Source organism: Flavobacterium sp. KBS0721, assembly GCF_002007065.3.
Taxonomy (GTDB): Bacteria; Bacteroidota; Bacteroidia; order Flavobacteriales; family Flavobacteriaceae; genus Flavobacterium; species Flavobacterium piscis.
On record NZ_CP042170.1, the window covers coordinates 1,321,629 to 1,333,430 of the forward strand.

Sequence of the window (11,802 nt, forward strand, 5' to 3'; positions counted from 1 at the left end):
ACCGCAAAGTTCGCAAAGCTTATATAAAAACTTTGCGAACCTTGCGTAAATCTTTTCTCCCGATAGCTATCGGGATTGCGGTTAAGCTTATTACAAATCAAATCCTAAATTCACACCTAATTTTACGGCAATGATTTTAGTAATTCTTTGTTTCAATTCCGGTATTTTAATGCTTTCAATAACGGCATTTGAGAATGCGTACATCAATAAAGCTTTTGCTTCTTTTTTAGGAATACCACGTGATTGCATGTAGAACATAGCCGTTTCATCTAATTGTCCAATAGTACAACCGTGAGAACATTTTACGTCATCAGCAAAAATTTCTAATTGCGGTTTTGCATTGATAGTTGCTTTGTCACTCAATAAAATGTTGTTGCTTTTTTGGAAAGCATTTGTTTTTTGAGCTTCTCTTTCTACCAATATTTTTCCGTTGAAAACTCCTGTTGAACGATCAGAAAAAATTCCTTTATAATCCTGGAAACTTTCGCAATTTGGTTGTGAATGTTTTACTAAAGTATAATGATCAACGTGTTGTTTATCGTTAAGAATCGTGATTCCGTTAAGCGTACTTGTCAATCTTTCACCAAAGTGATAAAAATTCAAATTGTTACGCGTTAAATTTCCTCCAAACGAAAAAGTATGTACATAAGCGTGACTTTCCTGCTGTTGCGAAACATAAGTGTTATCAACTAAATTCGCCTCGCTATTATCGTTTTGAATTTTGTAATAGTCAACAATCGCACGTTTTTGAGCAAAAATCTCTGTAACCGAATTGGTTAAAACCGGATTTTCATTCAAACTCTGGTGACGTTCGATAATCTGAACATGTGAATTTTCACCCACAATAACCAAATTTCTTGGCTGAACCAATAAAGCAGCTTCGTTTCCTGTTGAGAAATACATGATCTCGATAGGTTTGTCAGCGACTTTCTTTTGTGGAATATTAATGAAGGCTCCTTCACTTGCAAAAGCTGTATTCAACGAAGTCAAGCTTTCGTCTTTACTTGCAATTTGGTTGAAATATTTGTCTATAACCATTTTATATTTTGGTTTAGTCAAAGCCGATGACATCAGGCAAACATCAATTCCGTCATGCGTCGTAGAAGACAAATGCGAACTAAAAACGCCATCAATAAACACTAATTTATAAGTGTCGATTTCGTGTAAAAAGTATTTTTTTACCTGATTAAATTCGATTGCATTTTCCTGTTTAGGAAAAACCGTAAAGTCATTTTTTAAGATGGCGTTTAGGGATGTATATTTCCAAGCTTCTTCTTTTTTGGTTGGGAAACCTTTATTTTCGAAGTTTTTTAAGGCATTTGTGCGAATGTCATGCAAATCTGAATGTACATCGACACGCTCTTCAAAAGCCATAAAAGACGATACTAATTTTTCTTTTAAATCCATTTTCGTAGTTGTAAGTTATAAGTTATGAGTTATGAGTTTTTGCAAACTGCAAACTGTAACTGTAAACTAGTTTTCTGCTTTAATCCAGTCGTATCCTTTTTCTTCCAATTCGTAAGCCAATTCTTTTCCGCCAGATTTTACGATTCTTCCGTTGTAAAGAACGTGAACGAAATCCGGAACGATATAATCTAGCAAACGTTGGTAGTGCGTGATTACGATAATTGCGTTTTTCTCGCTTTTCAATTTGTTAACTCCGTTAGCCACAATTCTCAAAGCATCGATATCAAGACCAGAATCGGTTTCGTCAAGGATAGCCAATTTTGGTTCTAACATTGCCATTTGAAAAATCTCGTTTCTTTTTTTCTCTCCTCCAGAAAAACCTTCGTTTAAAGAACGAGATAAAAATTTACGATCGATTTCTAATAATTCTGATTTCTCACGAATAACTTTCAGCATTTCGTTAGCCGGCATTTCGGCTTGACCGTTTGCTTTACGAGTTTCGTTGATGGCAGTTTTCATGAAGTTAGTTACGCTAACTCCAGGAATTTCTACAGGATATTGAAACGAAAGGAAAACTCCTTTGTGTGCTCTTTCTTCAGGAGCAAGATCAGCAAGATCTTCTCCGTCAAGGAAAACCTGTCCGTCAGTAACTTCGTAGTTTTCGTTTCCTGCGATAACGGCAGAAAGTGTACTTTTTCCAGAACCGTTTGGTCCCATGATAGCGTGTACTTCGCCAGCTTTAACTTCTATATTAATTCCCTTAAGGATTTCTTTATCACCAATTCCGGCGTGAAGGTTTTTTATTGATAACATTGTTTTTTTTATTTTTATATAAATGTCAATTCTATTTTTGTTGTTTGGTTCAGGATGTTCGCATTAAAATGCGCGTGTCCTAAATATTCCATGCCTAAATAATCGGCTGTTTTTTTGAACGGAATGTAAAAACTCTCTTCAATTTCGTTGTCGTGTGAATTTGATATCACACCAATTTTCTTTCCTCTAAGCTTTCGTCCGGTTTCTTTTTCAATTCGGATTAAATCCGAAAAACGATCAAAGAACATCTTCATTATTCCACTCATATTATACCAATATATGGGCGTTGCAAAAATTAAAGTGTCATACTCTTCGAGTATTCTTCTTATTAAAGGCAGAAAATCATCTTCTCTGTTTTTGCTTTCGTAATCATAATGAGAAATATTATAATCACTTAAGTCAATCACATCAATTCCCGATTCTTTTGCAATTTCATCGACAATTTTTGTTGTGTTTCCGTTTTTTCTGGCTGAACCTAAAATGATGACTTTTTTACTTCCCATCTTTCAATTATCCAACAGATCCTTCCAAAGAAATCTCTAATAATTTTTGAGCTTCAACGGCAAATTCCATTGGTAATTTGTTCAATACATCTTTACTGAAACCATTTACAATTAAGGCAATCGCTTTTTCAGTCGGGATACCTCTTTGGTTGCAATAAAAAACCTGATCTTCTCCAATTTTACTTGTAGTTGCTTCGTGCTCGATTTTAGCCGATGGATTTTTACTTTCAATATAAGGGAAAGTATGCGCTCCACAATTGTTACCCATTAATAAGGAATCACATTGCGAAAAGTTTCTTGCATTCTCAGCTCTAGGGCTAATCTGCACTAATCCACGGTAACTGTTTTGTGATTTACCAGCCGAAATACCTTTAGAAATAATAGTCGATTTAGTGTTTTTACCTAAATGGATCATTTTAGTTCCGGTATCTGCTTGTTGGTAATTATTGGTAACAGCAATAGAATAAAATTCTCCTACTGAATTATCTCCTTTTAATACACAAGAAGGATATTTCCAGGTTACAGCAGAACCAGTCTCTACTTGCGTCCATGAAATTTTAGCGTTTGTTTCGCATAAACCTCTTTTGGTTACGAAGTTGTAAACTCCACCTTTTCCTTCTTTGTTTCCAGGAAACCAGTTTTGAACAGTAGAATATTTAATTTCTGCATCATCCAAAGCGATTAATTCAACCACAGCAGCGTGCAATTGATTTTCGTCACGACTTGGAGCCGTACAACCTTCAAGGTAAGATACGTAACTTCCTGCATCTGCAATAACAAGTGTTCTTTCGAATTGTCCTGTTCCTGCCTGATTGATTCTGAAATACGTTGAAAGTTCCATTGGGCAACGAACGCCTTTTGGAATATAACAGAAACTTCCGTCAGAGAAAACCGCTGAGTTTAATGCTGCGTAGAAGTTGTCTTTTTGAGGTACAACTGTTCCTAAATATTTACGAACTAATTCTGGATGTTCTTTGATAGCTTCAGAAATAGGACAGAAAATAATTCCTTTTTCTCCTAATGTTTTCTTGAAAGTAGTAGCCACAGAAACAGAATCGACCACAATATCCATAGCGACATTGTTCATCATTTTTTGTTCGTCTACAGAGATTCCTAACTTTTTGTACATTTCTAAAAGTTCCGGATCTACATCATCCAAAGTTTTGTTTGGATCTACTTGTTTTGGAGCTGAATAATAAGAAATCGCCTGAAAGTCTGGTTTTACATAATGAACATTTGCCCATTCCGGTTCAATCATTTCTTTCCAGGCACGAAAAGCCTCGATGCGCCATTCGGTCATCCATTCCGGCTCTTCTTTTTTAAGAGAAATAGCTCTTACGATATCTTCGTTTAAGCCAATAGGAAACGTCTCCGATTCTATATCGGTATAAAATCCGTATTCGTATTCTTTCGTTTCGAGTTCGATTTTTAAATCGTCTTCTGTGTATTTTGACATTTTTTAGTTTTTTAAAACGCTTAAAATAAATTTCTTAATCGTTTAAATTTTTGCTTTTAGACTTTAATTTATAGCGAAAAAGATTCTCCGCAACCACAAGTTCTGCTTGCATTTGGATTGTTAAACACAAAACCTTTTCCGTTTAATCCGCCTGAAAATTCAAGAATTGTTCCGGCTAAATATAGAAATGATTTTTTTTCAACTGCAATCGTTATGTCGTTGTCTACAAATATTTTATCGTCGTCGCCTTTGGCTTTGTCAAATTTTAAATCATAAGACAAACCAGAGCATCCGCCACTTTTCACGCCTACTCTTACATAGTCGTGTGCAGCATCAAAACCATCATCTTTCATCAAGTCGATGATTTTCTTTTTGGCTGTATCAGAAACTTTTATCATTGTTTATGGTATTTATTTTTTGCTTTCATTTAAATCTGCATTTCAAAATCGTAATTAATTGATTACATTTTAAAGTGCTGTCTTTCAATGTTGAAATAAAATTATCTGCAAAGATACGACTTAAAAACCTTTTTCCATAACGCTTCACATTATTATAACAAATGTTAAAATAGATATTAGTTATATTGCTAAATCAAATATCATTGTTAATGTGGTTTATTTGTTTATAAGCATTTTTTATCGAAAATTTAAAAAGCTGTCAATTTTATAATATTTACTTGTTAATAGTTACTACTAAGTGTTAAAAAAGCGTATTTATACGCATTACAGACATTTTTTTATTGTTACTTTTGCGAAAAATTGGGAGGAATTATGAAAAAACAATACATAAATAAGTGGATTAAAGCACTTTTGTCAGTATTTTTTGTTTTTGGAATAGGTGCTACAGTCTTTATTTTTAGTGAAGAATTACATGAGACTGATAAGAAAATCAAGAAGATAGCAACAGATCAGAAATTTAGTGAATCAAGTTCTGAGTCACTTTCTCAAAAAAATATTTTAGATTCTTTAAGTACTTTAAAACTAGCTTATGATGTAGCTATTTTAGAGAAAACTTCTTTGTCTCAACAATTAGAACTTGAAAAAAGAAACATCGAAAACCTGATGGAAATTATAAAAGCTTCTAAAAATCCTTCTGCTGAGCAAATTCAGGTATATCGAAAACAGCTTTCAGACATGAAAATCGCATTAGAATCTAAAGTGATTGAAATTAAAAAATTAAAATCTCAGAATAAAAATTTACTTAGCGAAATAGAAAGTCAGAATGTCGTCATGTACAAACAAAAGACAGAGAATGACACTTTGGTTTCTAAACAAAAAAAATTAGAATCGACCTTAAAAGATGCTTCGAAGCTGGTGACAAATAATTTTAGTGTAATAGCGCTTAAGGAAAAAAAATCGGGACAAGAACTGGAGACACAGAAAGCAAAAAATACTAAAAAGCTAAAAGTAAGTTTTTCTGTTAATGGGAATGCTGTTGCAAAAACAGGAAAAAAAGTTTTTTATATTCAGGTTTTAGATCAGAAAAATAAGGTTCTGGGTGAAAATAAATTAATTGAATTTGGAAATGATAAAGCTCTGGTTTATAGTTTTATTGTGGCCGTAGATTTTCAGGGAAAAGCGGCAAATGTTTACGGGATTTTAAATGCTGATGAAAGTGCATTTAAAAAAGGAACTTATTTTGTCAACTTCTTCGACAAACAGGAAATAATGGGAAGTACTTCGATTACGCTTGAATAATCGCTGACTTTTAGCCCACGGATTATACGGATTTAGCGGGTTGTCGCTGTTTAATTTCGGATTTAAAACTTAAATTTTAATAAAAATCAATCAGTGGGCAATCTTTATATATACAAAAAAATATTATTTAAAGAATGCTTAGTATAAAGAGATTGGATTTCCTAGCTTTGTTTTTAATACTAGAAATTTTTTCTCATGAAACTTTACCCAATAGAATCCGGAAATTTTAAGTTAGATGGCGGCGCCATGTTTGGTGTTGTACCAAAAACAATCTGGAACAAAACCAATCCTGCAGATGGCAATAATTTAATTGATATTGCTGCACGTTGTTTACTGATCGAAGATAGAAACCGATTGATTTTAATTGATACCGGAATGGGCGATAAGCAATCTGAAAAGTTTTTTGGTTATTATTCGCTTTGGGGATCTCATTCGATAGATAAATCATTGGCGAAATATGGTTTTAGCCGAGATGATATTACGGATGTTTTTATGACGCATTTGCATTTTGACCATTGTGGAGGAAGTGTACAATGGAACTCAGATAAAACATTTTATGAACCGGCTTTTAAAAATGCTAAATTTTGGACGAACGTAAATCATTGGAATTGGGCAACAAAACCCAACGCCCGCGAAAAAGCTTCTTTTTTATCAGAGAACATTTTACCAATGCAGGAAAGCGGACAATTGAATTTTATAAAACGTCCTGAATCTGATTTTGGCTTTTCGGAAGAAATGAATTTCGGAATTTATTACGTCGACGGTCATACTGAAAAACAAATGATTCCGCACATTCAATATAATGATAAAACCATTGTTTTTTGTGCCGATTTACTGGCGACAGCCGGACATATTCCGTTGCCCTATGTTATGGGTTACGACACAAGACCTTTATTGACAATGCCGGAAAAATCGAAATTTTTGAATGCAGCAGCGGATAATAATTATTATTTGTTCTTAGAGCATGACGCACACAATCAAATTATAACAGTTGAACATACGGAGAAAGGTGTTCGATTGAAAGAGGTTTTTACCTGCGAAGAAGTTCTTTAAGAGATAATTCAAAAACATAAAAAAATCCCGTTTTCACTATTTTGAAAACGGGATTTTTTAGTTTAACTACATATGATTTATTCTACAATCACTTTTTTAGCCGAAGCTGCGTCTTGATTGATTAAGTATATATAATAAATTCCCTTTGGCAAGCCAGATAAATTAATTGTGTTATCGGTATTACTTGGATTTAATGTAAATGATTTTACAAGTTGTCCCAAAGTGTTATAGACATTAGCTTTTCCTAAATTTACATTTTGAATATTTAACTCCCCTTTTGTTGGGTTTGGATGTATAATAACATTATTAAAAGCAGATTCGGGACTGCTTAAATTTTTGCAGCTATTAGCATAAGTAGTAGTCGATTCCTTGATACTTGACCAATTTGTATTTGAATAATTCTGATCATCAACTTGAATACAACCAAGAGTTTTAAGACCTAAAAAGGATGTGTAAATCCCAGAAGCCGATTTTTTACCAGTATTTGACGGTAGAATAAAGTTGCTATTGTTTCCATTTCTTAGATTTAATGAAACCAATGGATTATTTAAGGTATATACAATTGTCAATTTAGTATTTTTAGATAAGTCTAATGTGGTAAGCTGATTTGAAGAAGCGTTTAATGTTTCTAATTCAATATTCTTACTTACATCTAAAGTTGTCAATTGATTATTGCTGACATCCAGAGTAGTTAATGAAGTAAAATATTCTATTCCGGTCAGATCTTTTATATTGCTGTTTGAAAGATCTAAAGAAGTAAGAGAACTTGCGTCTGTAATTGTGATTTTTCCATTTAAGCCATCAGTATCAATTCCTAAATCGATTAATTTTTTTTCAAAATTAGGATCCGGAATCAATGCATAAGTGTCTGATTGGCATAAATTTGTGCTAAAGGTAGCAATGTTATCTTTGCTTGTTTTCCAGTAATAAGCTGAAAACGCAGAATTATCGACACTGATACAGGTTAATTTTGGATTTGATGTAAAATTAGTGTCATATAATCCGACATTATTTCCATTTTTTAAGTTTAAGCTTTCGAGTTGATTAGAATTACAATACAAAGTTCCGAGCTCTTTATTTTTAGTAATATCCAGATTTTTCAATTGATTATTATCGCAGCGTACGGCTTTCAAAGCTGTATTATTTGAAATATCTAAACTTGTTAATTGATTTTTACTGCAATAAAGTTCTACTAGTAGCGTATTTTTTGAAACGTCTAGGTTTGTCAATTGATTTTCGCTACAGGAAAAAGATGTTAATAACAAGTTTTTAGATACATCTATCGTCTTCAGCTTATTGTTATCAACATTTAAAGATTCAAGGTTTTTAAAATCTTGTATACCGGTCAAATCTGAAATAGAATTTGATAAAATGTGCAAAGTTGTAACCGAAGCAATGCTTTTAGTTAGTACTTTTCCATTTTTTCCATCAGTATCAATTTCATTTTTTATCAAGATATCTTCAAAATTAGAGTCAGGAATTAAGGTAAAAGTGTTGTCGCAAAAAGTATCCGAATAAGTCGCTTCTTTATCCTTACTCCATATGGTGTAATTTGCATACGAATACGCTGCATTGTCTACCAAAATGCAATAAAGATTAGGATTATATCCAAAGTAAGCTCTCAATAAACTTTTATTATTTCCGTTTTTTGCATTTACAGATTCCAGATTATTAGTGCTACACTCTAGTATTGTCAATGCGTTATTTTTAGTAACATCAATGCTTTTTAATCTATTATCAGAGCAGGTTAATTGTTTTAAGTTAAGATTGCCAGAAACATCCAATGTTTCAATTTTGTTAGATTTGCATAGAAACCAGGTTAAAGATGAATTTTTTGAAATATCAAGACTTGTAAGTTGATTTGTTGAACAATCTAAATTACCAAGTGCTGTATTTTGGCTAACATCTAAAGTTGTTAATTGGTTTTGCGAGCAATCTAGATAAGTTAACGAGCTATTTTTAGATACATTTAAACTTGTTAACTTATTTCTGTCACAGGCTAAAATTTTCAAAGCAGTATTAGACGAAGTATCAAGATTAGTCAAAAGGTTAGAATAACAAGTTAAGTTTGTTAAAGCTGTATTTTTTGATAGATCAATGCTTGTTAGTTTGTTCATTCCAAAACTTAGCTCTTTTAATTTAATATTTTTAGATAGATCTAAAGCTGTAAAATTATTTCCAGCACATTCTAAAATTTCCAAATCTTTGAAATGTTCAATTCCTGTTAAATTAGATATTGAACTGCTTGCCACATTTAAAGAAGTAACACCTTGAACACTTGATATAGAAATTTGACCATTTTTTCCATCTTTATCAATGCCAAGTCTAATTAATTTATCTTCAAAATAAGCATCTGGTATTAAAACGGAACAAGTAACCTCATTAAAACTTGCAATTGATTCTTTAGAATTAACCCAATTTGTATCTGAATAAGAGGCATTGTCTACTAAAATACAAATCAGTTTTGGATTGTTTTTAAAGTCAGGTTCAATTAAAATATTATTTTTTCCATTTTTTAAATTCAAATATTCAAGCTGATTTCTGTTGCAGTTTAAATTAATCAGAGTGGTATTTTTTGAAAAATCCAAAAATGCAAATTGATTTCCTCCGCAATCTAAAGTCGTTAAAACCGTATTTTTAGAGATATCTAATGTTTTTAATTGGTTTCCATTAAAATTAAAACTAACTAATTTTGTATTTTTTGCTACATCAACTGTAAGAAGTTTATTGCTAGCACAATTGAAGTTAACAAGATTGAAGTTGTTAGAAACATTTACAGAAGATAGATTATTATTACTTAAAATTAAATCTTTCAATAAAGTGTTTTTAGAAAGATTTATTGTTGTCAAAGCATTTTTATCAGCGTTTAAATAAATCAGGTCATAATTTTGAGAAAGATCCAAATTGGTTATTCTGTTCTCATAACAAATTAAATTTTTTAGAGAAGTGAAATTTTCAATTCCTTTTAAATTAATGATTGAACTGGAAGAGACATCTAAATTAGTAATTGAACTAATACTTGCAGTTAGCACTTTTCCATCAATATCTCCAGAATCAATACCTAATGAAATTAATTTAGCTTCAAATTTAGGATCGGGTATTAAAGTATAGACATCACAAGTAGAATGATTAAAATTTGCAGTAGCGTCTTTTTTGCTCGCCCAATTCGTATCAGAAAAGGTTTTGTTATCTACTAAAATACAGCTTAAAGATGGATTTATTCTTAAATCAAGAGTTGTTAAAATAGTATTATTATTGTTTTTTAAATTTAAGTTTGTCAGTTTATTATTTGAACAATTTAAACTTTTTAAAGAAGTGTTTAAATTTAAATCTAATTGTGTTATTTGATTAGAAGCACAAGATAAATTCAATAAAGCTTTATTATCTGAAACATTCAAATCTGTTAATAAATTAGAATCTACATTCAGTTCGATCAGAGCAGTGTTTTTTGCCAAGCTTAAATTTGTTAATTTGTTTGAGTTGGCAATTAAATTGGTAAGTTTGGTATTTTTTGAAAGATCTAAATTGGTAATTTGATTCGAGTTGCAATATAGAACTTGTAGATTTGTAAAATCTTGAATTCCCGTAAGATCTGAAATAGATTTAAAACCCAAATCTAACATCCCTGTTTTTTCAATACTAAAGGTTAAAACCTTACCATTTTTGCCATCTTTGTCAATTCCTAAAGAAATCAATCTATCTTCAAAATTAGAATCTGGAATTGTAGTGTAACCATAACAATTGCTACTAAAAGTAGCAGTCGCTTCTTTATATCTAAGCCAATATCTGTCGGCATATAGAGGATCGTCCACTTGAACGCATCGCAACATATCGCTTCTGGTAATATCAAAGACAGTTAATTTGGTATTATTTCCATTTTTTAAATTCAAACTAGTCAAAGAATAATTATTATCACATTTAAATTCTGTTAGATTTGGATTGCCCGAAACATCCAAATTTACCAATGATGAGGCAGAACAATCGAGACGAGTTAAGGCTTTGTTGGCAGAAAGATTAAGAGTTTTTAGTTTGCTATTTAAACCACAGCTTAAACTTTTTAAGGCAGTATTTTTGCTTACATCTAGTCCGACTATAGGATTTTGATAACAACTTAAATCTGTAAGACTGATGTTTTTACTAATATCTAAACTTTCAATTTCATTCATAGTACAATAGAAAGTTCTCAGATTAATGTTTTCACTAACATTAATCGCTTTTAGTTTATTCATTTGTACGTCTAAAAACGTTAGATTTTTGCTATTAGAAATATCTAATGCTACTAAATTGTTTCTATAGAAGCTTAAGATATTTAACTCTTTAAGGGCAGATATATCTACGGTTGAAATGGAATTATAGCTACAATTTAGATGTGTTAATTTCTTAAAATCCTGAATTCCGGTTAAATCTAATATATTGTTTGATGACGGATCGTTCATTCGATTAGATAAATCAAGAACAGTCAAATTGGCAATGCTAGAAGTTAGGACTTTTCCGTCTATATTTCCTTTATCTATCCCTTGCGCTATTAATTTTTTTTCAAAATTAGCATCAGGAATTGAGGTGTATTGAGCATGAAGAAAGAAATTTGATAATAAGAATAACAAGAGTAGTTTTGTTTTCATAGAGTAGTATCTGCATTTTTTATAGCGCAAGTATACAAATTATTATTAAAATTTTAGTACAGAAAAACTTATTTTTAAAGATAATATATCTCTATACAATCCATAATATAATTTGTAAATAAGAGCTTTCTTTTACTTCAAAAACAGATTTTAATTGCTACAAATAAATCATAACACAGTGTTAATCGTTAGTTTTATGTAACAAAAAATCATAATTTAGGCCCATATTTTAACTTTTATTAAAAATAGAT

At 31.3% G+C, this 11,802-nt stretch carries 8 protein-coding genes; 2 read left to right on the forward strand and 6 right to left on the reverse strand.

The genetic code is table 11. The features are described 5' to 3' along the window. Nucleotides 1-90: 90 nt before the first annotated feature. The 5 genes from sufD to B0M43_RS05970 form a co-directional block, all read right to left on the reverse strand. Nucleotides 91-1,407: a Fe-S cluster assembly protein SufD gene (sufD, locus tag B0M43_RS05950; protein ID WP_065451639.1), complete on the reverse strand. Its 1,317-nt coding sequence runs from the start codon at nt 1,405-1,407 to the stop codon at nt 91-93. A 66-nt stretch (nt 1,408-1,473) separates the two neighbouring features. Next, entirely contained in the window at nt 1,474-2,220 is a 747-nt protein-coding gene (gene sufC / locus B0M43_RS05955; RefSeq protein WP_065451637.1) for a Fe-S cluster assembly ATPase SufC, read from the reverse strand. A gap of 14 nt (nt 2,221-2,234) precedes the next feature. Further along, entirely contained in the window at nt 2,235-2,723 is a 489-nt protein-coding gene (locus tag B0M43_RS05960) for a flavodoxin family protein (protein WP_078006492.1), read from the reverse strand. Nucleotides 2,724-2,730: 7 nt separating this feature from the next. Further along, complete coding sequence (gene sufB, locus B0M43_RS05965) at nt 2,731-4,179, reverse strand: Fe-S cluster assembly protein SufB (RefSeq protein WP_065451635.1); 1,449 nt, start codon at nt 4,177-4,179, stop codon at nt 2,731-2,733. Nucleotides 4,180-4,247: 68 nt separating this feature from the next. Continuing rightward, nucleotides 4,248-4,577, reverse strand: coding sequence for an iron-sulfur cluster assembly accessory protein (locus B0M43_RS05970; RefSeq protein ID WP_065451634.1), 330 nt, complete (start codon nt 4,575-4,577; stop codon nt 4,248-4,250). Between the two features lie 372 nt (nt 4,578-4,949). Between B0M43_RS05970 and B0M43_RS05975 the strand changes: the two genes are divergently transcribed. Together B0M43_RS05975 and B0M43_RS05980 are read left to right on the forward strand one after the other, a co-directional pair. Continuing rightward, nucleotides 4,950-5,876, forward strand: a complete 927-nt coding sequence (locus B0M43_RS05975) for a hypothetical protein (protein ID WP_078006491.1) — start codon at nt 4,950-4,952, stop codon at nt 5,874-5,876. 195 nt (nt 5,877-6,071) lie between these two features. After that, nucleotides 6,072-6,929, forward strand: a complete 858-nt coding sequence (locus tag B0M43_RS05980) for an MBL fold metallo-hydrolase (RefSeq protein WP_078006490.1) — start codon at nt 6,072-6,074, stop codon at nt 6,927-6,929. A 77-nt stretch (nt 6,930-7,006) separates the two neighbouring features. On the opposite strand, the gene B0M43_RS05985 is transcribed toward B0M43_RS05980, so the two are convergent. Further along, entirely contained in the window at nt 7,007-11,551 is a 4,545-nt protein-coding gene (locus tag B0M43_RS05985; RefSeq protein WP_246860201.1) for a leucine-rich repeat domain-containing protein, read from the reverse strand. Nucleotides 11,552-11,802 lie beyond the last annotated feature (251 nt).

Coding starts and splice junctions, on each gene's coding strand:
- B0M43_RS05960 (WP_078006492.1), bottom strand. CDS start 2,723: ATGGGAAGTAAAAAAGTCATCATTTTAGGTTCAGCCAGAAAAAACGGA.
- sufD (WP_065451639.1), bottom strand. CDS start 1,407: ATGGATTTAAAAGAAAAATTAGTATCGTCTTTTATGGCTTTTGAAGAG.
- B0M43_RS05980 (WP_078006490.1), top strand. CDS start 6,072: ATGAAACTTTACCCAATAGAATCCGGAAATTTTAAGTTAGATGGCGGC.
- B0M43_RS05970 (WP_065451634.1), bottom strand. CDS start 4,577: ATGATAAAAGTTTCTGATACAGCCAAAAAGAAAATCATCGACTTGATG.
- B0M43_RS05975 (WP_078006491.1), top strand. CDS start 4,950: ATGAAAAAACAATACATAAATAAGTGGATTAAAGCACTTTTGTCAGTA.
- sufB (WP_065451635.1), bottom strand. CDS start 4,179: ATGTCAAAATACACAGAAGACGATTTAAAAATCGAACTCGAAACGAAA.
- sufC (WP_065451637.1), bottom strand. CDS start 2,220: ATGTTATCAATAAAAAACCTTCACGCCGGAATTGGTGATAAAGAAATC.
- B0M43_RS05985 (WP_246860201.1), bottom strand. CDS start 11,551: ATGAAAACAAAACTACTCTTGTTATTCTTATTATCAAATTTCTTTCTT.